We start from the raw sequence: 23,539 nt of genomic DNA on the forward strand, positions 1-23,539 counted from the left end.
CCGACGACTTCGAGGGAGCATCACCGTGACGCGCACAGGAAACTCCAGGCGCACGTTCATCGCGGGGGCCGCGGCCACCGCGGGCGGGTTATCGGCCGCCGGGAGCCTCGCGGCCCCGGCCGAGGCCGCCACCGGATCCACCGCGGCCACCCCACGCGCCGCGGCGGCCGGCGCGCGCCGCGTGGCCGTCCTCGGCGGCGGGGTCGCCGGGCTCACCGCCGCACACGAACTGGCCGAACGCGGCTACGCCGTCACCGTGTACGAGCGCCGGGCGCTCGGCGGCAAGGCCCGCAGCATGGACGTCCCCGGCAGCGCCCGGGGCGGGCGCCGCCCGCTCCCCGCCGAGCACGGCTTCCGCTTCATCCCCGGGATCTACCACAACCTGCCGGACACGATGCGGCGCATTCCCTTCCCCGGCAACGCCAACGGGGTCTGGGACAACCTGGTCGCCCCGCGCGAGATGATGTTCGCCCGCACGGCCGGCCGCGAGGACCTGCGCGCGCCGATCCCCTGGCCGGACCACTCCCCCGCCGAGCTGACCCCGGACGAGCTGCGCCGGGCCCTCACCGGCATCCTCCAGTCACTGGTCCGCCTCCCGCTCCACGAGACGGCGTACTTCGTCGACCGCGCCCTGGTCTTCCTCACCAGCTGCGACGAGCGGCGCAACGAGCAGTGGGAGCGCACCCCGTGGTGGGAGTTCACCCGGGCCGCGCGGATGTCGAGCGAGTACCAGCGGATCCTCGCCATCGGCGTCACCCGCAACATCGTGGCCACCAAGGCCGAGGAGGCCTCGACCCGTACGGTCGGCACGCTCGGCGAGGCCTTCGTCTTCAACCTGCTGGGCCGCGGCGCCGACGGCCCGCCGGACCGGATCCTGAACCTGCCCACCAACGAGGCATGGATCGACCCGTGGGAGGCCCATCTGCGCTCGCTGGGCGTGGAGTTCGCGATGGGGTGGACGGTGCGCGAGGTCCGGTACGGGGACGGTCGCGTCAGCGGGGTCCTCGTCGAGGATCCGGCCGGAGCCGTCCGGACCGTCACCGCCGACCACTACGTCAGCGCGCTGCCCGTCGAGCACGCCCGCCGCACCTGGAGCCCGGCGCTGCGTGCGGCCGACCCGATGCTCGGGCGGTGCGACCTGCTGCGGACCGACTGGATGACCGGCATCCAGTTCTACCTCACCGAGCGCGCACCCCTCGTGCACGGCCACCTCAACTGCATCGACTCGCCTTGGTCGTTGACGGCGATCCAGCAGGCCGAGCACTGGCCTTCGCGGAACTTCCCCGCCGACTACGGGGACGGCGCGGCCGTGGACTGCCTGTCGGTGGACATCTCCGAGTGGGACAAGCCGGGGATCCTCTACGGGAAGACGGCCAAGCAGTGCACCCGCGAGGAGGTCGCCCGCGAGGTGTGGGCGCAGCTGAAGGCCTCGCTCAACGACACCGGGAAGACCGTCCTGTCGGACGGAAAGCTGCACTCGTGGTTCCTGGACCCGGGCGTGGACGGGATCGGCACGCCCCATCCGACCAACCAGGACCAGCTGTTGATCCACCCGACCGGGACCTTCCACAACCGGCCGAGCGCGGGCACCCGGATCCCGAACTTCTTCCTCAGCGGGGACTACGTGTCCGTCGACATCGACCTGGCGACGATGGAGGGGGCCAACGCCTCGGCCCGGGCGGCCGTCAACTCCCTCCTGGACAGGGACGGTTCACCTGCTCCCCGGTGCACGGTGCGGCGGCTGTACCGGGCCCCGGAGGTGGAGTCCGCCAAGCGGCACGACCTGTGGCGCTACCGCCTCGGCCTGCGGAACGTCTTCGACGTGGGGTGACCGGGCTGCGGTCCCCCGGCTGGGCTAACGTCACCGTATGACGACTGCTGCGCCCTTGACGGTAGGAGCCCTGCTGCGCACCTGGCGGGAACGGCGCGGACTCAGCCAGCTCGAGCTGGCGGGCCGCGCCGACTCCTCCTCCCGGCACATCAGCTTCGTGGAGACGGGCCGCTCCCGGCCGAGCGAGGAGATGGTGCTGCGGCTCGCGGACCACCTGGACGTTCCGATGCGGGACCGCAACGCCCTTCTGGTGGCGGCCGGTTACGCGCCCCGGTACGCGCACACCCCGCTGGACGCCCCCTCGATGGAGGTGCTGCGCGAGGGGCTGGAGCGGCTGCTGACCGGCTACGAGCCGTATCCGGCGCTGGTGGTGGACGCCACGTACAACGTGGTGGCCGCCAACCGGGGCATCCTGATGCTGATGGAGGGGCTGCCGGAGCACCTGCTGGCCGGCCCCCTCAACGCGATGCGGCTGACCCTGCACCCGGAGGGCCTCGCCCCCCGGATCCGCAACCTGCGCGAGTGGCGCGGGCACCTGCTGGCCCAGATGGAGCGGCAGATCGCACTGGCCCGTTCGGCGCCGCTGCGCGCGCTGTACGAGGAGGTGTCGGCCTATCCGCTGCCCGCGGCGGCGGAGGGGCCCGGCGAGGAGTGGCCGTACCAGGACGGGCCGGTGGAGGCCGTCGCGTACCTGGCGCTCCCCCTGCGGATCGAACACGACGGGCACCTGCTCTCCTTCGTGTCCTCCATCTCCACCTTCAACACCCCCATGGACGTGACGGTCGCCGAGCTGGCCATCGAGACCCTCCTGCCGGCCGACCCGGCGACGGTGAAGTATTTGAGGTCACTGGCGCCCTGAAGTCACTGGCGCCCTGAGGTCACTGGCGCCCTGAGCCCGCGCGCAGGGCGAGCTGCTGGAGGACGGCGAAGGAGGCGACGACGAGCGCCTGCGCCGCGATCCAGACCGCCCCGGCCGTGGTGGGCTCGAACCAGAGGACGAGGGCGACGAGGCTGAGCGCGGCCCAGGCGTAGTTGCCCTCGATGACGAGCCTGACGGGGAAGGCCGGGGGCTGCCGGCGCGAGGCCAGCAGGCCGACGCCCGCCCCGTAGAGCAGCATGAACGCCCCGAACCCCAGCAGCAGCCCCTGCCCGAGGCCGAGCAGTCGGCCGAGGGGGGCGGAGAAGGCTACGTAGGCGAGCCCGTTGCCGGCGCTGACGACGGCGTCGAGGGCGAGGACCCGGCGCAGCGCCGTCTCGGGGACGGCGGTGCGGGCTACGGCGGTGAGCAGGGTTGCGGACATGGCGGATCAGCCTCCGTCGAGGGTCGATTGTGCTGGTGGAGTACGGACGACCCGGGCCCCGGAGCCGAGTGCGCGGCCCCGGAACCCGATGCCCCCACTGTGGCGCCGGAGCCCCCGCCGGGTCGATTACCTCCGGCGTCATGGGCGCCCTCCGCCTGCCGGAAGCCCCACCTTTTTTGAGATGGATGGAAAGAAAGGTGGGGAGTACTCCTGTTCGGCCACAAATCGGGGGGATAGGCTTCACGCAGAGCAACCACGTCCGCCCTTCTCTCTGCTGACGGAGAAACGCCTGGTGCGCGCCGCCGACCGGCCTGACCTCAGCGCGGCCTGGGCCCGTGTCGCGGCGTCGGTGGAGCGGCACGGTCAGGACCCGGCACGGGTGCTCGCCGTGGAGCGGCTCAGCCACCTGTCCGGGGTCGCCCCGGACCGCGTCCCCGCGGTGCTGGCGGGTACCGCCGCCGAGCTGCCGCTCCGCGACCGGGTGCACCAGCGCTTCCTGCGGCTGCGCGCCACCCGGCGCGACAAGCACGGCAGGGAGTGGTCGCTCGCCGCGATCGCCGAGGACTTCGACGCCCCCGGCGCCTCCCTCGGCCCGCTCAACGCGGGCACCGGACTGCCCCGGCTCGGCCATGCGGCCGGCGTACAGCGGTTCTTCGGGGTCTACCCCGGATTCCTGCTCGCCGACAGCAAGAGCGCGGTGGAGCGCGCCCTGGCCACCACCGCGCCCGGGGGCCGGGTGGAGGGCGCCACGGACGACCTCGAACGCCTCTCGTACCTCACCGGCATCGCCCCGGAGGACATCCGGCTCACCCTCGACGGCACACCGCCCCGGCTCCCGCTCAAGGAACAGGTGCGCCGCCGCTTCGAGCACCTGCGCCGCACCCGCCCCCGCGAGGACGGGCAGGCCCACTCCCTCACCGCCATAGCCGGCTCCTTCTGCGCCTCGGGCCAGTCGCTGACCCGCCTCACCCAGGGCGAGGGGCTCCCCAATCTCGCGGCGGCCGCCGGAATCCAGCGTTTCTACGGGGTCGAGAGCGGCTTCCTGATGGCCGGGGACGCCGAGGCGCTGGCCACCTGCCTCGCCGGGATCGAGCGCGAACTGGAATCCGCGCACCGGCCCGCCGAGAACCCGATGCTCGCCGTGATGCGGGCGCACGACGTGCGCAGCATCGTGACCCGGGCGGGCCGGCTCTCACCGGACGGCTGGAAGTCGCTGGCGGACCACCTGGACGATCTGCTCGCACGGGAAGGGCAGTTGGGCCGCCCGGCCGCACCGCATCCGCCGGGCGGCGCCGTTGACATCGACCGCAGTTCCGAAGGGGGAGCACGATGAGGACCACACGGGCCATGCGCAAGCTCGGCGACGACCTGCTGGCGGCGGCGCACCTGACTCCTCCCGCCGGGGCCGCGGAGATCATCGGGAGCCTCTGCGCCGCCTACGGGCGCGTCCGCGGCGGGCGCCGGGTCGAGTTCCGGTTCGCCCCCTTCCCGCCCGACACCGCCAGCGGGCTGTGGCTCGGGATGGAGGACCGGGACCTCCTCGTCATCGAGGAGCGCACCCGGCCCGCGCACCAGCTCGTCATCGCCTCCCACGAGCTGTGGCACGTGGACGAGGGCACCTGCGGCCGCCACGGCGCCGGCATGGCGGTTGCCGCCCGGCTGACGGGCCCCCGCGGCAGCCTCTCCGACCTGCTGAGCACCGACCGCGGGCTGGGCTCGGTCGTCCGGCAGGCGGCCGCCCGTGCCGACCGGGAGGATCCGGCGGAGATCCGCGCGGAGACCTTCGGGCTGCACCTCGGCAAGATCCTCCAGGCGTTCCTTCCGCCACCGCGGGAAGAGCAGGTCCCAGAAGCCGTCGAACGGATCAAGAGCTCGTTCGGCTGGGGACGTTGAGCGCGGTCCCGACGACCACACCGGCGGCCGACCCCCGCCTCCCCGCCGACGTCCCTTCTCAGCCGATGCGCCTTCGCACGGCCCCGACAGAGAGCACCACACGATGACTCACGCCTCCCCGCTCTCCTCCCTGCCGCGGCACGCCGTCGTCATCGGCGGCAGCCTGGCCGGTCTGCTCGCCGCCGCCGTCCTCGCGGGGCACGCGACGGTCACGATCATCGAAGCGGACGCCCTGCCGGACGGCCCCGAGCCCCGCCGCGGACTCCCCCAGGCCCGCCACACCCACCTGCTGTGGTCGGGCGGTGCACGCGCCGTCGAGGAGATCCTCCCGGGCATCACCGCCGACTGGACGGCCGCAGGCGCCTTCCGCCGCAGCCTCCCCACCGACCTGGTCTCCAAGACCGCCCAGGGCTGGCTGCCGCGCCACGAAGAGATGCAGTTCACCATCGCCTGCAGCCGTGACCTCCTCGACTCGGTGGTCCGCTCCCGCGTCGTCGGGCTGCCCGGGGTCACCACCCTGCAGCAGAGCCGGGTCCGCGGCCTGGAGGGCACCGCGGCCCGGATCACCGGGGTCCGGGCGGACACGCCCGACGAGGAGAACCGCCTGATCGCCGCCGATCTCGTGGTCGACGCGAGCGGCCGCGGCTCCCGGGCCCGCAGCTGGCTGGAGGCGCTCGGCGTGAGCGGCCTCGAGGAAGCCGGGGTGGACTGCGGGCTCGTCTTCGCGACCCGGATCTTCGAAGCCCCCGAAGGAGCCCACGCCCTGGGCTTCCCCATCGTCAGCGTCCAGCCCGACCCCCGGGTGCCCGTACCCGGCCGGACCGCGACGATCGTCCCCATCGAGAACGGCCGCTGGCAGGCCACCCTGTCCGGCACCCGCGGCGGCCGGCCCACCGCCGACCCGGAGTCCTTCATCCCGTTCGCCAAGGGGGTCCGCGACCCCATCGTCGGTGAACTCCTCGAAGGCAGGAAGCCGCTCACCGACGTCTCCGTCACCCAGGGCGCCGCCAGCCGCCGGATCTTCTTCGAGAAGGCCGACCTCCCCGACGGCTTCTTCGCCGTCGGCGACTCGGTCGCCACCTTCAACCCGCTCCACGGCCAGGGCATGACGGTCGCGGCCCGGGGCCTCCTGGCCGTCCGTACGCTGCTGCGCGCGAAAGGCCTCTCCCATGCGGGCATCGGCCGCGAGGCGCAGCGGGCCATCGCCCCGCAGGTGGCCGCCGCCTGGGACCTCGCCGCCTCGCAGGACCTCCTGTACCCGGGCGCCACGGGCACGAAGCCGCGCCCCGGAACCGGGCTGTTCAACGGGTACGCCGAGCGGCTGACGGCAGGCGCCACCACCAAGGCCCCGCTCACCGCGGCCCTGCTCCAGGTCATCACCATGAACCGGGCGCCGGCCCACTGGCTCAGCCCCGGGGTGGTCCGGGAGGTGCTGCGCGCATCGGACCGGGGCGCGCTGAAGGCCGCTCCGCTGACCGCCGCCGAGCGGACGGTGGCGGGTCTGGACCGGGACGGGCCGGCCGGCACCGGCAGCCCCCTCGGAGCGGTCGACCGCGCCGGCCGGGCGCGATGAACGAAGGCCTCGTCCTCTACGTTCCGGGCGCGGTGATCGCCGCGGCGCTGATCGTCAAGGCGCCCACGTTGAGGCGGGGCTGGGAGCAGCCCCTGATGCGGGCCGTGTGCACGCTCCTCGTCGGGGGTTCGCTCGCGGTCTTCCTCTCGGCGCCGCCGACGATCGTGGCCGTCAACCGGCTGACCGGCGTCGTCAACTTCTCGGCTCCCCTGGTGTACAGCCTGCTCACGGCCTTCTCGGGCGCCTGTGTCGTGGTGATCCTGCACTGGAGCGGGACCCCGGCCGCCTTGGTGCGCCGGGCCACCCGGCTGACGGTGGCCGCGTACGGCACGGTGGTGGTGGCGATCGTGACCCTGTTCGCCCTGGGCGAGGCTCCTGTCGAGCGGGTGCGCGACATGGACACGTACTACGCCCACACGCCGTTCCTGCGCGAGATGATCATCTGCTATCTGGCGGCGCACACCGTGGGCAGCACCGCACTCACGGTGCTGTGCCGCAAGTGGCTGCGCCGTCTGTCCCCCTCGATGCTGCCGCTGCGCCCGCTCCGTACGGGACTTGCGCTGCTGATGCTCGGAGGCGCCTTCGACCTGGCCTTCCTCGCGGCGAAGTGGACGGCGATGGTTGCGCGCTGGAGCGGCAGGGACCTGGACCACCTGTCCACCACCGTGGCCCCGCCGCTGGGCGCGGCGGCGGCCCTGCTCGTGGGCGCCGGATTCCTGGTGCCGCTGGTCGGCGGTTCGGCGCCCTGGAAGGACTACTGCCGCTACCGGCGGCTGCGGCCGCTCTGGGCGGCGTTGCGCGGGTTCTCCCCGGGCGGGCTGCGGCCCGTGCCGCTGACCTGGTGGTCACCGGTCGGGATCCGGCTGGTCCACCGCGAATCGGTGATCGACGACGGGATCCTGGCACTCGGGTGCTGGTTCGACCCCGCCGTGCGCGAGGAGGCGTACGGGGCCGCGCGCGCTCAGGGCCGGTCCGAGGAGGAGGCCGCCCTCGTGTCGGACGCGGCCATGCTGGCGGCGGCCTGCCGCCACCGCGCGGAGGCCGACCTGGCCGAGGCCGACCTGGCCGGGGCCGGACAGGAGGCCGGCCGGGAGACCGCCCCCGCGTCCGGAGCCCACCCCGACTTCCCGGGCCCCCCGTACCGTCTGGACTCCCGCCCGCTGACCGAGCTGGCCCACGCGTTCCATACCTCCCCGATCGTGGCCAGGGCCCGCGACCGGGCCACCCGCTCCTGACCGCGGGCCTCGGCCGCGGGCCCGGTCAGGCCGCGACCGCCACCGCTTCGCGGGCCGCGGCCGCCTCGCCCGTCAGGACCTTGAGCCGCTGGGTGAAGAGGACCATCACCGCGCCGGCCGCGATGACCATGGCGCCCTGCCACAGGAAGTTCCAGCTCTGGCCGATGACCGCGTCGAGCCGGGGCAGCTGGGCGCCGATCGCGTCGCCGGTGGCGGCGGCGAGGAACCAGACACCCATCATCTGGTTGGTGAAGGCCCGCGGGGCGAGCTTCGTGGTGACCGACAGGCCCACCGGGCTCAGGCACATCTCGCCCATCACCTGGATCACGTACACGCCCACCAGCCACATCAGCGAGACCTTGACCCCGCTGGAGGCGATGGCCGCGGCGCCCGACATGACCACGAAGGAGGCGCCGGTCAGCAGCAGGGCCAGGCCGAACTTGAACGGGGTGCTCATGTGCTTGCCCCGGCGCACCCAGAAGGCGGCGAAGACGGGGGCCAGGATGATCACGAACAGCGAGGGCAGCGACTGGGTCCAGCTCGCCGGGATGTGCCAGCCGAGCAGGGACAGGTCGGTCTTCTGGGCGGCGAACAGGTTCAGCTCGTTGCCCATCTGGTCGTAGACCAGCCAGAACAGCGTGGCGGCCAGGAAGAGCCAGACGTACGCCCGCAGCCGGGTCTTCTCGACCCGGTCGATCTTGGGGCTGCGGTACATCGAGAGCAGCACGCCCGCCGGGACCACCACGGCGACGACCGTGAGCAGGAAGGTGATGTTGTCGATGCTCAGCGCGTGCGAGGCGGCCAGCAGGGTGACCAGTACGGCGGTGAAGACCAGGCCGTACGCGGAGGACTTGCCCACCTTGGCCCGCTCGGCCGGGGTGAGCCGGACCACGGGCTCCGCGCGCAGCTGCTCCGACAGGCGCCGGCCGCCCAGGACGTACTGGACCAGGCCGAGGGCCATGCCGACGGCGGCGGCGCCGAAGCCGAGGTGCCAGTTGACCTCCTCGCCGAGGTAGCCGACGACGAGCGGGGCGATGACGGCGCCGAGGTTGATGCCCATGTAGAAGATCGAATAGCCGGCGTCGCGCCGCTGGTCGTCGTCGGCGGCGTACAGCCGGCCGACCAGCGCGGAGATGTTCGGCTTGAGCAGGCCGGTTCCGATGACGATGAGGACCAGGCCCGGCCAGACGAAGACCGGGTTCGGGACGGCCATCAGGACGTGGCCGGCCATGATGACCACGCCGCCCCACAGGACGGCCCGCCGGGCTCCGAGGAACCGGTCGGCGATCCAGCCGCCGGGCAGCGCCAGCAGCGAGATCATGGCCATGTAGACGCCTTCCACGGCCTCCGCGGTGCCCTCGTGGAGGCCCATGCCGCCGTGGCCGCGGGAGGCGGCGAGGAAGTGCACCAGGATGGCGACCATGCCGTAGAGGCTGAAACGCTCCCACAGCTCGGCGAGGACGAGGGTGGCGAGCCCGCGCGGGTGGCGCTTGCCGCCCACCGCCGCCGCGTCCGGTGCTGCGTCCGAGGCCGGGGGCTTCTGCATATCCATCGAAGGCTTCACATATTCATTGGAGCCCTGGGGCGGCGGACCGGGATCGGTCTTTCGGCCCTTACCGCGGCAAACGGAACGCCCCGGACCGAAGGGCCCGGGGCGTTCGTCGTACCGAGGTGAGCGCGGAGGGGGTCAGAGGTCCGCGAGGGCCAGGCCGGCCTGGGCGGCGGCGGCCTGGACGGTCTGCTCCAGCAGCACCGCGATGGTCATCGGGCCGACGCCGCCCGGGACCGGGGTGATCAGCGAGGCGCGGGCGGCGGCCGACTCGAAGTGGACGTCTCCGACGTTGCCCTCGTTGTAGCCGGCGTCCAGGACCACGGCGCCCGGCTTGATGTCCTCGCCGCGGATGAACTCGGCCTTGCCGACGGCGGCGACCAGCACGTCCGCCTGGCGGACGATGGAGGGCAGGTCCACGGTGCGGGAGTGGCAGTAGGTGACGGTGGCGTTCTGCTCCAGGAGCAGCATGCCGGCCGGCTTGCCCAGGATCGCGCTGCGGCCGACGACCACGGCGTGCTTCCCGGTCAGGTCCACGTCGTAGGCCTCCAGCAGCCGCATGATGCCGCCGGGGGTGCAGGAGACGAAGCCCGGCAGCCCGAAGCCCATGGCGGCGAAGGAGTGCATGGTGACCCCGTCGACGTCCTTGCCCGGGGCGATGGCCTCGAAGGCGGCGCGCTCGTCGATGTGGTGCGGGACGGGGTGCTGGAGCAGGATGCCGCTGATCTCCGGGTCCTCGGAGAGCGCGGTCAGGGTGGCGACGAGCTCCTCGGTGGTCGTCGCGGCCGGCAGCTCCACGTGGCGGGAGGTGATCCCGGCCTTGGCGCAGCGGTTCTGCTTCATGCGGACGTAGGTGACGGACGCGGGGTCCTCGCCGACGAGCACGGTGGCCAGACAGGGCGCGGTACCGGTGCGCTCGGTGATCTTCGCGGCGTACTCGGCGGTCTGCTCCGAGATGCGGCGGGCGAGGGCGGTGCCGTCCATCAGGGTGGCGGTCCGTGCCTGCTGGGCAGTCGTCTGTGTGGTCATCGGGGCTCCTGAGCGTCGCTGCGGGATCGCGGTTCGCCCAGGCGCGCGGCAGTCGACGTACCGAATGCGGAGTACGCCGGGCCGCTCCCCGGTGGTGATCCACCCGAACGCCAGTCACGGCCCGCCGCAAGTGTAAGCGAACCCCGGTGAAGCCCGGCGCGGGCCCCGCGCCCGGCAATCCGGTGGATGACCCGGCCCGGACCTGGGACGATCGAGACATGACGCGCACTTTCGACCATCTCGTCGCCGAAGCGGAATCCGTCTCCGTGGACGGCTGGGACTTCTCCTGGCTCGACGGCCGCGCCACCGAACAGCGCCCCTCCTGGGGCTACCAGCGCCTCCTGGCGCGGCACCTGGCGCAGGTCGGCTCCGCCCTGGACATCCAGACCGGCGGCGGAGAAGTGCTCGCCGGAGCCGGGCCCCTGCCCCGGCTGACGGTGGCCACCGAATCGTGGCCGCCGAACATCGACAAGGCGACAAAACTGCTGCACCCGCTGGGCGCGGCGGTGGTCGCGGACTCCGACGAGCCGCCGCTGCCGTTCGGCGACGGGGCCTTCGACTTCGTCTCCAGCCGGCATCCGGTGACGATCTGGTGGGAGGAGATCGCGCGGGTGCTGAAGCCCGGTGGCACGTACCTCTCCCAGCAGGTCGGCCCGGCGAGCGTTTTCGAGCTCGTGGAGTACTTCCTGGGCCCGCAACCGGAGGAGGTCCGGCGGGCCCGGCACCCCGACGACGCGGTCGCCGAGGCCACGAAGGCGGGACTGGAGGTGGTCGATCTGCGCTCCGAGCGGCTGCGGACGGAGTTCCACGACATCGGAGCCGTGATCTACTTTCTGAGGAAGGTGATCTGGATGGTGCCCGGCTTCACGGTCGGGCAGCATCGGGACCGGTTGCGCGAGCTGCACGAACAGATCGAGCACGAAGGCCCGTTCGTCGCACACACCGCCCGATTTCTCATCGAGGCCCGCAAAACGGGCTGACAAAACGGGCGGACGCGACCACCCGCGACCGGCTCCCCGGTCACGGCGTGGCGCAGGTCACTCAATTCAGCGCGTAACGAATCTACTCGGGCATGCGATGAACCGACAGGTGTCCTCGTGCGGCCCGGAATACAGACCCCCCTCGGGTCTGTTTCCCGAGTTCGCGCGATGATGTCCCGCCACCCCTTATCTGTTCGCAACGAGAGGCTCCTTGTGTCGCTCAGCCCGTCCCGTACGTTCCCCACGGAGATCGCCGAATCCGAGGCCCTGGTCGCGCTTGTCGAGCGTGGCCGCGAGCAGGGTCACATCAACGGTGATGACGTGCGCCAGGCCTTCGAGGCCGGCCGCATCCCGGTGGACCAGTGGAAGCGGGTCCTGCGCAGCCTGAACCAGGTCCTGGACGAGGAGGGCGTCGCGCTGCACGTCAGTGCCGCCCCCGCCACGAAGGCTCCCGCCAAGAAGGCGCGCAAGGCGGCCGCCGCCCCGGCGCGCACCGTCGCCAAGAAGGCTGCCGCCCCGCCGCGCCTCATCGGTGCGCGCAAGACGGCCGCCACCACCCCCGCCGCGGCGATATCCGACCCGTCGGCCTCCGGGACCGAGGAGGAGGTGGCGGCAGAGGCCGCCGCCGCGCCGAAGAAGCGGACGGTCAAGAAGACCGCCGTGAAGAAGACCGCCGTGAAGAAGACGGCCGCCACCAAGAAGACCGCCAAGGACGGCGACGAGGCCGAGGCCGCCGTCTCCGAGGGCGAGGACTGGGCAGCCGAGGACCTGGACGAGGGCGACGAGAAGGAGACGCCCAAGACGGGCGGCAGCGCCGGCTTCGTCCTGTCCGACGACGACGAGGACGACGCCCCGGCCCAGACCGTCATGGTCGCCGGCGCCACCGCCGACCCCGTCAAGGACTACCTCAAGCTCATCGGCAAGGTGCCGCTGCTCAACGCCGAGCAGGAGGTGGAGCTCGCCAAGCGCATCGAGGCCGGTCTCTTCTCCGAGTACAAGCTCGAAGAGGAGGAGGACCACAAGCCCGCGTTCAAGCGCGAGCTGGAGATCCTCGTCGAGGACGGCCGCCGGGCCAAGAACCACCTGCTGGAGGCCAACCTCCGCCTCGTGGTCTCCCTCGCCAAGCGCTACACCGGCCGCGGCATGCTCTTCCTGGACCTGATCCAGGAGGGCAACGTCGGTCTGATCCGCGCCGTGGAGAAGTTCGACTACACCAAGGGCTTCAAGTTCTCCACGTACGCCACCTGGTGGATCCGGCAGGCGATCACGCGTGCCATGGCCGACCAGTCGCGCACCATCCGCATCCCCGTCCACATGGTCGAGATCATCAACAAGCTGGCCCGTGTCCAGCGCCAGATGCTCCAGGACCTCGGCCGGGAGCCCACTCCGGAGGAGCTGGGCAAGGAACTCGACATGACCCCCGAGAAGGTCATCGAGGTCCAGAAGTACGGCCGCGAGCCGATCTCCCTGCACACCCCGCTGGGTGAGGAGGGCGACAGCGAGTTCGGTGACCTCATCGAGGACTCCGAGGCGGTCGTGCCGGCCGACGCGGTGTCGTTCACGTTCCTCCAGGAGCAGCTCCAGTCCATCCTGGGCACGCTCTCGGAGCGCGAGGCGGGCGTGGTCTCCATGCGCTACGGCCTCAACGACGGCCAGCCGAAGACCCTCGACGAGATCGGCCGCGTGTACGGGGTCACCCGTGAGCGCATCCGCCAGATCGAGTCGAAGACCATGTCGAAGCTCCGTCACCCGTCGCGCTCGCAGGTGCTGCGCGACTACCTCGACTAAACCTTCAGGTCAGTCGGAAGACCGGCCCCTTGGGTGTGAACGGCAGGGAGGCACCCTGCGGAACCAGGAAGGCGTGCTCGCGCCGGATCCGCAGGGTGTCGCACTCCCCGTCCGTGATCACCAGCAGGGGGGCTCCGGGCGGGAAGTCCTCCGCCCGCTGCAGCAGGTCGATGCCGGGCTGCAGGACGGTCCCGCCCCGGCCGCGCACCCTCACCCGGCCCGCGATCTCGATCGGGGGCAGATAGCCCGCGTCGTACGGCGCCGCGTCGCAGAACACGACGCGTGCCGCCGGTACGTCGCGGGCTTCCGCGTACGAGGCGATCGCGCCCAGCGCCTTGCCGAGCAGGGCGGCGTTCATCGAGCCCGAGGTGTCGAGCACCACCCCGAAGGTGCAGCGGGCGATCTCCTCGGGCGGGAAGTACCGGCCCGCGCGGGGGATGTCCGGGGTGGACGCCTGGCGGCGCGCCGGGCGTGCGTAGGACCGTACGGGCACGGGACGCGGCACGTACTCGTCGAACCAGCGGGCCAGCTTGGCGTCCCACGGCACCGGCGGGTGGGCCAGCGCCCGGATCTCCTGGATCAGCCCGGCGGGCAGCAGCCCGCGCTCCCCGTATTCGTGCAGGTCGAAGCCCTGGACCAGGCCGCGCCGGTAGAAATCGTCCAGGTCCGTGTACGGGCAGCTGCCCGGGTGGGGCAGCGGCTCGCCCAGGATGTCCCCGCGGCCCTTGCCGCGCAGGGTGGCGAGGCGGCGCATGCGGCGCAGGTCGGTGGTGATCCGGTCGTAGACCTCCTCGACGGACAGGTCCCGGAGCTCGGCGTCGTACAGCAGCCCCTCGGGCATCTCGCCGACGGCCATCTCCACGAGCCAGCCGTTGACCACGTAGTCGGCGGCCACGTTGTGCAGGTACGGGTCGCGGGCGCCGCGGCGCTCCCCGTGGCGCAGGGCGGCGTGCAGCATCTCGTGGGCCAGGATGAACCGCCATTCCCCGTCCGTGAAGCTGCGCAGCGGGTTGACGTAGATCTCTCCGGCGCTCGCGCTGACGGCGGCGATGTCGATGCCCTGGGCGCGGGCCAGCTCTGCGTCGGCGACGATCCTCAGGCCGCTCGCGAGGCCGCCGAGCAGCGGGTACGAGGAGACGAACCAGTTCAGTGCCCGGTCCCAGGGATGTTGGCGCACTCGCTCCCCGGTGACCCGGTCGCGGCGGCCGCCGGCCACGTCCATGGCGGCCGAGACACTGCGGGTCAGGGCGTGCGCGAAGCCGGTCTCCCAGTCGGGGGGCGCCGCGCTCCCCCAGTTGCGCCAGGGCACCAGTACCTGGTCGGGGTGGTCCCCGGCGGTGCCGCAGTGCTCGTACGCCGCCGGGATGCCGTCGCGGCGCCAGCGGGCGGCGAGCAGTTCCTCGTCGCCGCCGGGGTACTCGGCGGGGAGGCGATCCGGGGCCCGGCCGACGGGGAAGGTCAGCAGGAAGCGGTTGACGACGGTGCACCGGGCGGCGAGGTCGAAGCGGTCGGGCTGCGGCCGGTCCTCCTCCTTGGCGGCGGGGACGTGGCCGAAGCCGAGGTGGAGCAGGGCGTGGGCGATCGTCCAGGCCCATTCCCGGGGATCGGCGCGCTTGGTGGGGTGGACGTGGATCCTGCCGTTGGAGGTCACCGCGGCCAGGCCGCCGGCCGGAGTGGACGGGCACTTGGCCTGGCGGCACACGTCGGCTTCGACGGAGGCGAGGGCCGGGTTCCGCTTGACCAGGGCGAGGCCTTCGGCGAAGGCCTGCGTCGCCGGGTCGGGCTTGGCCTCCTTGCCGCGTCCGCCGCGGCTCATCGGCGGGCCTCGACCAGGCGGGGCATGTCGCGGGCGGCCTCGATCAGGAACCAGCCGGGCAGGACGGGCAGTCCGTCGGCGTCGTCCGCGATGACGGTCTGGGCGACCTCGACGGAGATCTCGGCGAGCTGCACGAGCAGGGACTTGGCCCGGTACGCGGTCTGCCGGACGGCGGGCGACACGTGCTCGCGCTGCGCGGGGAGTTCCTTGACCAGCCGGCCGCGGAAGGCCTCGGCCAGGTAGTAGAGCAGGTCGCGGTCGGCGAGGCGGGTGGGCCAGGAGGCGTCGCCCTTGATGATCGCCTCGATGCCGAAGCTGTGGCGGACGATCTTCGCGTAGCCGCAGAAGGAGACGGCGTGCGCGGGGGTGAGGGTGCCGTGCGCGACGACCTTCAGGGTCTGCTCGTCCAGGCCCGGCCCGAAGGAGTGCAGGGCGTCGGACAGCATGTGCCAGGAGCGCGGCGTGGAGAACGGCTCCTCCGTCTTGGGCGGCTGCGACCACAGGTGGTCGGGCCGGTCGGTGAGGTAGTCGGTGACCCAGGGGTGGATGCCGTGCTCCCCGGCCCAGACCAGCCAGTCCTGCGCGGAGGCCGTCAGGTGCACGTGGGTGAGGCGGTTGACCAGCGCCGAGGCGATGGGCCGGGCCAGCGCGTTGTCGGTGGCCCGGTTGCCCGCGCCGATGACGATCGAGCCCGCCGGAAGCTCGTACGAGCCGATCCGGCGGTCGAGGATCAGCGAGTAGAAGGCCTTCTGGACGTCCGGGCTCGCGGCGTTGAGCTCGTCGAGGAACAGGCAGTACGGCTCGTCGCGGGCGATCGCCTCGGGCGGGCAGAACACGGAACGCCCGTCGCGGATCTGCGGCACGCCGATCAGGTCCTCGGGCGCCAGCTGCGTACCGAGCAGGCTCACGCACTCCAGCCCCAGCGAGTCGGCGAACTTCCGCACGAGCGAGGACTTCCCGATGCCGGGCGCACCCCACAGGAACACGGGCCGCACGGTGGCGAGGCCGAGGAGCAGTTCGGGGATCTGGGCGGGGGTGACGGTGACGGCAGCCTGCACGGGTGGGGTCGTCCTTGAGTGGTCCGGGTACGGGTGCGCCCAGTGTGAGCGCACCGGGTGTCCCCGAGCACCCGGTTTTCTCCGGTTCTTCCGGGCCCTGCGGCCCTTGTTCTCAGGCCGCGGAGTGCTCCAGCAGGTGCTTGAGCTTCTCCTCGCTGCGGGGCATCTCCTTGCGGACCATGGGCTTGACCGCGAGCGGGACGAGCGCCCTGCCCATGCCGCGGCCCTCGAAGTCGACGGCGATGGTCACCCGCGAGCGGGTGCCTCCGTCGAGGGGTTCGATGCGGCCCCTCACGTCCGGGCGGACCGGTCCGTCGACGCCGTGGAAGTGCCAGCTCCTCGGCGGATCCATGTCCACGACCTCCATGGTCGTGGGGATCGTGCGGCGCCCGATCTGCCGGGTGATGAGGATCTTCGAACCGACGTGGACGGGAAGATCGCCCATCGGCACTGCCGAGACGGCGCTGTCCTGCCACTCCGGCAGGTGCGTGGGGTCCGTGATGTACGAGTAGACGTCCTCGGGACTGCGGTCTATGTCGATGCTCTTGCTGATCGCGGACATGGCGACCCCTCGGAGCCCCCCTGATGGACTCTGTTTCCAAAGTACGCCCGGGGCCGACGGCCGCGCGAGGCCCTGGAAGGCGTCCTGCCTCCTAGGGGGTGTCTTGTCGATCGGGCCGGATCAGGGAGCGGCGTCTGGTGCCGTGGATCGCAAGGCGGAGGAGGGAGTCGACGCGGAGCGTCGGCGAGTGACGACAACGCGGCGAGGCGCGGCACCAGACGCCGCGAGCCCGGCCCGATCGACAAGACACCCCCTAGGACGCGGGCGCCGGGTCCGTGCCCGTGCCCGGGGCGACGGAGAGCTCAGGGGGGACCGGGACCTGGGGCCCGTCCGATTCGGTGAGCCAGCGGCGCAGGACCTGGTGGACCGCCTCCGCGCCCACCAGCTCGCCGTCCGGCCGGTACACCGGCTCGGACAGCTCCACCGGCCACATCAGGAACGGATGGCCCTGCTCCCCGCCCAGGCCGCCGTGCGAGCCGATCTGCTCCTCGAAGGCGTGCACCGCGCCCGTCTCCGGGTCGTAGGCCGAGTTCACCATCACGTCGGCCACGTGCGGGAAGGTGTCGGTCCGCCGGACCGCCCGCGCCGCGCCCGGGCCGAAGGGGGCGAGCAGCGCCTCCGCCGCGCCCGGCTCGTCCAGCCGGGCTTCGGCCCCGTCGGCCGTCATGACGGTCCCGTCGACGAGCAGGAATCCGACCCCGGGGTGGTTCGCCAGGGTGGAGAGCAGCGCCGGGTGGGCGCGGTCGATGCGTTCCCTGGACGCCCGTCCAGGGAGGTCCGGGAAGGAGATCAGCCCGAGGTTGCCGGAGGCCAGGACCACCGGGTCCGGGCCCGTCCCGGGGCGCACCTCGTCGTCCGTCTCCTCCACGGGCCGGTGCAGGGCGGCCCGTACGGCGGCCCGTGCCTCGGCCCCGCTGTGCGTACGGCCGGCCTTCCGGGACACCGGGAGCCCGCAGCCCGCGCGGACCAGGTCCTTCAGGGTGAGCCCGTACCGGGCCAGGAAGGTCTCCCCCGGGCTCTGGCCGTGGTCCGAGAGCAGCACGATCCGGTACTCCCGGGGTGCGTGCTCGGCGACCCGGGCGATGAGCGCGAGGCTGCGGTCGAGCCGGGCGAGCACCTGCTCGGTGTCCCGGGAGCGCGGGCCCGAGTGGTGGGCGACCTCGTCGTAGGCGACCAGGTCGGCGTAGACCGCGGCGCGCCCGGCCAGCATGTCGCCGATCACCGCGGCGACCACCACGTCGCGCTCCACCACCGTCGCGAAGGCGCGGATCAGCGGGTACAGCCCGCCGCGCGCGACCCGTGGGCGCTCCCCGCGCAGGCGGCCGCGTACCGACTGGGTGATCTCGCGGGCCACCTCGGCGACGAAGGAGAGCGCCGTGCGGACCGCGTTGGCCGGGTCGGAGAAGTACGCGAAGTAGCCCGCGCGGGATCGGTTGTGCGGGCCCCGGCGGGCGGAGACGGACAGGACGAGCGCCAGTTGGCCGGCGCCGCCGCTGAAGAGGTTGCCGCGGCTGGCCCCGTCGAGGGTGAGCAGGCCGCCGTCCCCGGTGCGTTCGACGGCCCGCCGCTGGAGCTCGGCGGCGCTGGTGGGCCGGTTGCAGACCATCACCTCGCCGGTGTCCTTCTCGTACCAGCGGAAGGCGGGGACGTCGAAGTTGGAGCCGTGCAGGATGCCGAGCTGGCTCGCACCGGTCTGGCTCGACCAGTCGGTGTGCCAGGAGCCGATGCGGTGGCTGCGGTCGAGCCAGTCGGCCACCGTCGGCATCAGCCCGCTGCCGGCCGCGCGGCGCAGCACCTCGTACCCGACCCCGTCGAGCTGCAGGAAGACCAGGGCGGGGGTGCGTTCGCCGGCCCCGGGCATGCCCTCGCGGTGCTGGCGGCGCCGGCGGCGGTCGGCGAGCCGGTAGAGCCGGCGCCGGTAGGCCTCGTCGTCGCGGACGGCGAGGGCGGTGGAGGTCGCGGAGGCGACGGCGGACATCACGGCGGCGACCACCACGGCCGTCTCGGGGTCCGCCTCGCCGCGGCCGGCCGGGATCAGGCTGAGCGCCAGGAGCAGCAGCGAGCCGTTGAGGAAGAAGACGAGCAGGCCGAGCACCAGGGCCGGCACGAGCAGCAGGGCGCGTACGAGAACCGGCCACACCAGGGCGCTCAGCAGACCGAACGCGCCGGCGCCGATGGCGGCGGTCAGACCTATCTGCGTGATGCTGTCGCGGTCGCCGCCCGCGCCCGCCTGGAGCCTGAAGTCGGGGAGGATTCCGGCCAGGGCGAGCATGGTGAGCGTGGACACCGCCCAGACGATGACCACCCGCACCAGGGCGCCGCCCGTACTCCGCCACCGGCCTCGCAACACGCCCGAACCGCCTCACCACCGTGGCCCGCACCGCGCCGACGAGCCCCCGTCCCACGATGTCCAGGCTCGCACAACGGCGCCCGACCGGCCGGGTGACACGGGCGGCGGATGTGCGTACGGGGGGCGGCCGCTCGCCGCGCCTAGGTGTATTGATCACGAGCGTTGTTAACAGGGCCGGGTCTTGATCATGGTGAAGACCTCCGGTGTGGTGGAGGTGTCTAGGCTCCACACCACACACGGAGGTCTTCGTGTCACACCGTAATGCCCGCCTGACCGTTCACGGCAGGCGGATCCTGGTCGAACGTGTCCTGGCCGGGCGGCCGGTGGCGCATGTCGCTGCCGAGATGGGCATATCAAGGCCCACGGCCCACAAGTGGGTCCGCCGCTGGCGGACTGAAGGCCATGCGGGACTCCACGACCGTTCCAGCCGCCCGCGCACGACCCCGCACCGCACTCGCCCCGCGGTCGAAGCCCGAGTCTGTGAACTGCGCAGGAGCCGAAAGCTCGGGCCGGCCCGGATCGGCCCGATCCTGGGCCTGCCCGCCTCGACCGTGCACCGGATTTTGACCCGTCACGGCTTGGGCCGCCTGGCCTGGCTGGACCGGCCCACCGGAGAGCCGATCCGCCGCTACGAACGCGCTCGACCGGGCGAACTCGTCCACGTCGACATCAAGAAACTCGGCAACATCCCCGACGGCGGCGGATGGCGCGTGGTGGGCCGAGCCGCAGGCGACCGTAACCGCCAGGCCACTACCGACCAGCGCAGAAGCAGCACGCCGGTGATCGGCTACTCCTACATCCACTCCGCCGTCGACGATCACTCCCGCCTCGCCTACAGCGAAGTCCTGGCCAACGAGCGCAAGGAGACCGCCACCGGGTTCTGGCAGCGGGCCAACGCCTTCTTCGCCGCCCACGGCATCACCGTCGAGCGCGTCCTGACCGACAACGGCGCCTGCTACAAATCCAAGCTCTTCACCCGTACGCTCACCGCGGCCGGTATCGCCCACAAAAGAACCCGGCCCTACCGGCCGCAGACCAACGGCAAGGTCGAACGCTTCAACCGGACGCTCGCCGAGGAGTGGGCCTACCAACGGCCCTACGCCTCGAACCATGAGCGGACCGAAGCCCTGACAGACTTCCTGCACACCTACAACCACCACCGCTGCCACACCGCACTGGGCGGACACCCGCCCATCAGCCGTGTGAACAACGCTGCGGGTCAATACACCTAGGCCGTCTCTTTCGGATCTTGCCTGCCCGGCAAGATCCGAAAGAGACGGCCTAGGTGCCGTCGTATCCGGCGGTCGGCATGGAGAGCCGGCGGTGCACCTCGGCCTTCATCGCGGAGGTGTAGCGCGGTTCGTCGAGACCGGTGGTTTCCAGCCGTACGCCGCGCCGTGCGCACTCAGCGGTGAACTCCCCCACGGAGCGCAGCGCGCGCGTCAGCACCCGGTGGTTGGCGGCGACGAACAGGTCGACGCGGCCGGCGTCGATGTCGTTCCACAGGCCGCAGTGGTCGGCGCGCAGCCCGTAGACGAACAGTTGGCGGGTCACCACGAAGCCCCGGTCGGCCGCCCAGCGGGCGCACGCGGCGTGCTGGCTCCGGGTGTCGACGGCGAAGGGATCCGTGTCCAGATCCTCCAGCGGGGCCAGGCTGGCGATCGCGGCCACGCGCAGCTCATCCATGCCGCCCGACCCTACTCCGATCCGCCGCCGGGGAGGAGGGGGCGTGAAGGCCCGGTTCCACGGTTCCGGTGCCCCGGTTCCGGGCGGTTGCGGCGGGCAGCCTTTAGGCTCGGACGGGACCCGGTGGCACGCGGGACGAGGGGAGGGGATCAGGGGCCGGTGGAGATCACTTGGTGGGGCCACGCCACGTGCACGGTCGAGGACTCCGGTGTCCGGCTGCTCACGGACCCGCTCTTCGCACGCCGTCTGGCGCACCTGCGCCGCCGTCGCGGGGCGGTGCCCCCGCCGGAGGCGGCGGTCGCCGACGCGGTGCTCGTCTCGCACCTGCACTCCGACCACCTGCACCTGCCCTCCCTGGCGCGCCTCGCGCGCGGGACCCGGCTGCTGGTGCCGCGCGGGGCGCCCCGCGCGGTGCCGGGGCTGGCGCGGATGGCCGGGGTGCGGGGGCTGACGGTCACGGAGCTGGCGCCGGGCGACACGGTGGCCCTGGGGGACGGCGTACGGGGCGGCGGCCTACGGGTCCGGGCGGTCAGCGCGTTGCACGACGGGCGGCGGCTGCCGTTCGGACCGCGGCTCGCTCCCGCGCTCGGGTACGTGATCGAGGGCTCCTCGCGGACCTACTTCGCCGGGGACACCGGCCTGTTCGACTCGATGGCCGACGAGGTCGGACCGGTGGACGTGGCCCTGCTGCCGGTCGGCGGCTGGGGGCCCAACCTGGGCCCCGGACACCTGGACGCGGCGGGTGCGGCGCGGGCGCTGGCCCTGCTCGCGCCCGCGGCGGCGGTCCCGGTGCACTGGGGCACGTACTGGCCGATCGGGATGGACGCGGTGCGGCCGCACGAGTTCCACGCGCCGGGCGAGGAGTTCGTACGGTGTGCGCGCAGGGAGGCGCCGAAGGTGACGGTCCGGCTGCCCGCGCACGGTGAACGGGTGCGGCTGCCGTGAGGGGGCTGTGGCAGCTCGCGGAGTCGGCCGCGCAGGTCCCGCCGGAATCCACCCAGCAGGCGATCGGCCTTCCGACCCTCTTCGTCCTGGTGGCGCTGGGCGCGCTCGTACCGGTGATTCCGACGGGCGCGCTGGTCAGCTCGGCGGCGGTGGTGGCGTTCCACCAGGACTCCCTCCCCTTCGGGCTGTTGCTGGTGTTCGGGGTGTCCTCGCTGGCCGCGTTCGCCGGGGACATGGCGCTGTACTGGCTGGGCCGGCGCGGGGTGCGGTCGCGCAACGGGTCGCGCTGGCTGGAGGCCCTGCGCCGGCGGGCGACCCCCGAACGCCTCGCCCAGGCGCAGCGCAAGCTCGACGAGAACGGCGTCCTGGTCCTCGTGGTCTCGCGCCTCCTCCCGGGCGGCCGCATCCCCGTGATGCTGGCCTGCCTGCTCGCGGAACTCCCCCTGCGCCGCTTCGCCCGCGGCGACGGCCCCGCCTGCCTGGCCTGGGCGGCGACCTACGGCCTGATCGGCATCGTGGGCGGCTCCCTCTTCGCGGAACCCTGGAAGGGCGTGGCCCTGGCGGTGGCCCTCACGGTCCTCATCAGCGCAGCCCCGGCACTGTGGCGCCGCATCCGCCCCGGCGGCTGACCTGGCCGGTCGGAACCCGATGCCGCGTGCGGCGCCGTTCCCGGGGGCCAGCCGAAATCAGCCTCGCCGGCGTTTGAGGCGCGGGGTCTGGGGCGGAGCCCCAGGGGGTCCGGGCGCAGCTCGGGGAACGGTGGAAGGGCGGGTAGGGGACAGCCCCGCAGGGCCCCGCCCACCCCGTAGCCGTAAGGCGGCTACAGCGCTCGGGACGCCCCGACCGGGAGGTCCCAGAGGTGCTCCCGGGGCAGCCCGGTACGGGCCCACGCGACCCGCACCCGCTGCACCGGCTCCATCACCGGCTCCGACGACAGCACGAAGGTCCCCCAGTGCATGGGAGCCATCCTCCGCGCCCCCAGGTCCAGACAGGCCTGCACGGCCTCCTCCGGGTCCGCATGGACGTCCCGCAGCCACCACCGCGGGGCGTACGCCCCGATCGGGAGCAGCGCGAGGTCGATGCCGGGGTGCCGCCGCCCGATCTCGCCGAACCAGTGCCCGTAGCCCGTGTCACCGGCGAAGTACACCTTCTTCACCGCCCCGGTCGCCCCTGCGGCGCTGAGCATCCAGCCACCCCACAACGTCCGGCACGCGTCCATCAGCGACCGCTTCGACCAGTGGTGCGCCGGTACGAACTCGAACCGTACGCCGCCCAGTTCGACCGACTCCCACCAGTCGAGTTCGGTGACCCGGGTGAACCCCCGCCGCCGGCACCAGCGCGCGAGCCCCGCCGGGACGAAGAGCGGCGTCGTGCGCGGGAGCCGTTTGAGGGTGGGGGCGTCGAGGTGGTCGTAGTGGTTGTGGCTGATCACCACGGCGTCGACCGGCGGCAGTTCCTCCCAGCGCACTCCGACGGGGGTCATCCGGGCGGGGGTGCCGAGGATCCGCCGGGACCAGACGGGGTCGGTCAGTACGGTCAGTCCGCCGATCCGCAGGACCCAGCTGGCGTGCCCGGCCCAGGTGGCGGACACCGCCCCGGCGGCGACGGCGGGCAGCGGGGCGGGCTCGTACGGCAGGTCCGGGATGCCGCGCAGCCCCTCGGGGCCGGGCCGGAAGGCGCCCTCGCGGGCGAGCCGGGCGAACGCGCGCAGCCCCGGCAGCGGGGTGGTCAGCCGGTCCGCGAACGAGCGGGGCCACAGCCGGTGTTCGCCCAGCGGCCGCGGCCGCGCATGCCGGACGCCGACACCGGCACCGGCACCGGCACCGGCAGGGCCACCCACGCCCACACCGCCACCGCCACCCGCCCGGGCCGCCGCCGGAGGCGCGTCCGGGCCCGCCTCGGCCGGGGAAGCCGAGGGGGCCTCCGTCTGATCCCTCATCGAG

The 23,539-nt window shown here is 72.9% G+C and carries 20 protein-coding genes and 1 riboswitch; of the genes, 11 read left to right on the plus strand and 9 right to left on the minus strand.

Annotated elements, in window-relative coordinates; translation table 11 throughout:
* Window positions 1–25: 25 nt before the first annotated feature.
* Together OG898_RS34555 and OG898_RS34560 are read left to right on the plus strand one after the other, a co-directional pair.
* Window positions 26–1,831 (plus strand): FAD-dependent oxidoreductase, encoded by a 1,806-nt coding sequence (locus tag OG898_RS34555; RefSeq protein ID WP_266962493.1) that lies wholly within the window; start codon window positions 26–28, stop codon window positions 1,829–1,831.
* A 37-nt stretch (window positions 1,832–1,868) separates the two neighbouring features.
* Window positions 1,869–2,690, plus strand: a complete 822-nt coding sequence (locus OG898_RS34560; RefSeq protein ID WP_250740681.1) for a helix-turn-helix domain-containing protein — start codon at window positions 1,869–1,871, stop codon at window positions 2,688–2,690.
* Window positions 2,691–2,709: 19 nt separating this feature from the next.
* Here the strand turns inward: OG898_RS34560 and OG898_RS34565 are convergent, their stop codons facing one another.
* The gene (locus tag OG898_RS34565; RefSeq protein WP_266962496.1) at window positions 2,710–3,132 is read right to left on the minus strand and encodes a hypothetical protein; all 423 of its coding nucleotides are present in this window, start codon (window positions 3,130–3,132) and stop codon (window positions 2,710–2,712) included.
* A 292-nt stretch (window positions 3,133–3,424) separates the two neighbouring features.
* Here OG898_RS34565 and OG898_RS34570 point away from each other — a divergent pair, with 292 nt between their 5' ends.
* The 4 genes from OG898_RS34570 (at window position 3,425) to OG898_RS34585 (ending at window position 7,833) form a co-directional block, all read left to right on the plus strand.
* Window positions 3,425–4,465 carry a hypothetical protein gene (locus OG898_RS34570; RefSeq protein WP_266962498.1) on the plus strand — a complete coding sequence of 347 codons (1,041 nt, stop codon included), beginning with the start codon at window positions 3,425–3,427 and terminating at the stop codon, window positions 4,463–4,465.
* A complete protein-coding gene (locus OG898_RS34575) occupies window positions 4,462–5,025 on the plus strand; it encodes a toxin-antitoxin system, toxin component (RefSeq protein ID WP_266962500.1) in 564 nt (187 codons plus the stop codon). Before OG898_RS34570 ends, OG898_RS34575 begins: the two co-directional genes overlap by 4 nt.
* A 103-nt stretch (window positions 5,026–5,128) precedes the next feature.
* Entirely contained in the window at window positions 5,129–6,598 is a 1,470-nt protein-coding gene (locus OG898_RS34580) for an NAD(P)/FAD-dependent oxidoreductase (protein ID WP_266962502.1), read from the plus strand.
* Entirely contained in the window at window positions 6,595–7,833 is a 1,239-nt protein-coding gene (locus OG898_RS34585) for an MAB_1171c family putative transporter (protein ID WP_266962504.1), read from the plus strand. Before OG898_RS34580 ends, OG898_RS34585 begins: the two co-directional genes overlap by 4 nt.
* Window positions 7,834–7,858: 25 nt before the next feature.
* Here OG898_RS34585 and OG898_RS34590 read toward each other — a convergent pair whose 3' ends face one another.
* Both OG898_RS34590 and OG898_RS34595 read right to left on the minus strand, forming a co-directional pair.
* Window positions 7,859–9,385: a peptide MFS transporter gene (locus OG898_RS34590; protein WP_250740670.1), complete on the minus strand. Its 1,527-nt coding sequence runs from the start codon at window positions 9,383–9,385 to the stop codon at window positions 7,859–7,861.
* Window positions 9,386–9,520: 135 nt separating this feature from the next.
* Window positions 9,521–10,411 carry a bifunctional 5,10-methylenetetrahydrofolate dehydrogenase/5,10-methenyltetrahydrofolate cyclohydrolase gene (locus tag OG898_RS34595; protein WP_250740668.1) on the minus strand — a complete coding sequence of 297 codons (891 nt, stop codon included), beginning with the start codon at window positions 10,409–10,411 and terminating at the stop codon, window positions 9,521–9,523.
* A 28-nt stretch (window positions 10,412–10,439) separates the two neighbouring features.
* Window positions 10,440–10,539, minus strand: a riboswitch (ZMP/ZTP riboswitch).
* 90 nt (window positions 10,540–10,629) lie between these two features.
* Here OG898_RS34595 and OG898_RS34600 point away from each other — a divergent pair.
* Entirely contained in the window at window positions 10,630–11,391 is a 762-nt protein-coding gene (locus OG898_RS34600; RefSeq protein ID WP_250740661.1) for a class I SAM-dependent methyltransferase, read from the plus strand.
* 213 nt (window positions 11,392–11,604) lie between these two features.
* Complete coding sequence (locus OG898_RS34605) at window positions 11,605–13,179, plus strand: RNA polymerase sigma factor (protein ID WP_266962508.1); 1,575 nt, start codon at window positions 11,605–11,607, stop codon at window positions 13,177–13,179.
* 4 nt (window positions 13,180–13,183) lie between these two features.
* Here OG898_RS34605 and OG898_RS34610 read toward each other — a convergent pair whose 3' ends face one another.
* From OG898_RS34610 to OG898_RS34625, 4 genes are all read right to left on the minus strand, one after another.
* A complete protein-coding gene (locus OG898_RS34610) occupies window positions 13,184–14,995 on the minus strand; it encodes a hypothetical protein (RefSeq protein ID WP_266962510.1) in 1,812 nt (603 codons plus the stop codon).
* Window positions 14,992–16,053, minus strand: a complete 1,062-nt coding sequence (locus OG898_RS34615; protein ID WP_250740657.1) for an ATP-binding protein — start codon at window positions 16,051–16,053, stop codon at window positions 14,992–14,994. The genes OG898_RS34610 and OG898_RS34615 overlap by 4 nt, the downstream gene beginning before the upstream one ends.
* A gap of 112 nt (window positions 16,054–16,165) precedes the next feature.
* Window positions 16,166–16,615, minus strand: a complete 450-nt coding sequence (locus OG898_RS34620; protein WP_250740656.1) for an SRPBCC family protein — start codon at window positions 16,613–16,615, stop codon at window positions 16,166–16,168.
* A 253-nt stretch (window positions 16,616–16,868) separates the two neighbouring features.
* On the minus strand, window positions 16,869–18,965 hold the full coding sequence (locus OG898_RS34625; protein ID WP_250740655.1) for a phage holin family protein: 2,097 nt from the start codon (window positions 18,963–18,965) through the stop codon (window positions 16,869–16,871).
* A gap of 248 nt (window positions 18,966–19,213) precedes the next feature.
* On the opposite strand from OG898_RS34625, the gene OG898_RS34630 reads away from it, so the two are divergent.
* A complete protein-coding gene (locus OG898_RS34630) occupies window positions 19,214–20,197 on the plus strand; it encodes an IS481 family transposase (RefSeq protein WP_266959169.1) in 984 nt (327 codons plus the stop codon).
* A 49-nt stretch (window positions 20,198–20,246) separates the two neighbouring features.
* Here the strand turns inward: OG898_RS34630 and OG898_RS34635 are convergent, their stop codons facing one another.
* Window positions 20,247–20,651, minus strand: a complete 405-nt coding sequence (locus OG898_RS34635) for a hypothetical protein (RefSeq protein WP_266962514.1) — start codon at window positions 20,649–20,651, stop codon at window positions 20,247–20,249.
* Window positions 20,652–20,810: 159 nt separating this feature from the next.
* Between OG898_RS34635 and OG898_RS34640 the strand changes: the two genes are divergently transcribed.
* Window positions 20,811–21,596 (plus strand): MBL fold metallo-hydrolase, encoded by a 786-nt coding sequence (locus OG898_RS34640; RefSeq protein ID WP_266962516.1) that lies wholly within the window; start codon window positions 20,811–20,813, stop codon window positions 21,594–21,596.
* Between the two features lie 5 nt (window positions 21,597–21,601).
* Window positions 21,602–22,225 carry a DedA family protein gene (locus OG898_RS34645; protein ID WP_266962733.1) on the plus strand — a complete coding sequence of 208 codons (624 nt, stop codon included), beginning with the start codon at window positions 21,602–21,604 and terminating at the stop codon, window positions 22,223–22,225.
* Window positions 22,226–22,416: 191 nt separating this feature from the next.
* On the opposite strand, the gene OG898_RS34650 is transcribed toward OG898_RS34645, so the two are convergent.
* The gene (locus OG898_RS34650) at window positions 22,417–23,535 is read right to left on the minus strand and encodes an MBL fold metallo-hydrolase (protein ID WP_266962519.1); all 1,119 of its coding nucleotides are present in this window, start codon (window positions 23,533–23,535) and stop codon (window positions 22,417–22,419) included.
* Window positions 23,536–23,539: the final 4 nt, after the last annotated feature.

The sequence above is a fragment of the Streptomyces sp. NBC_00193 genome (genome assembly GCF_026342735.1).
GTDB classification, from domain to species: domain Bacteria; phylum Actinomycetota; class Actinomycetes; order Streptomycetales; family Streptomycetaceae; genus Streptomyces; species Streptomyces stoeckheimensis.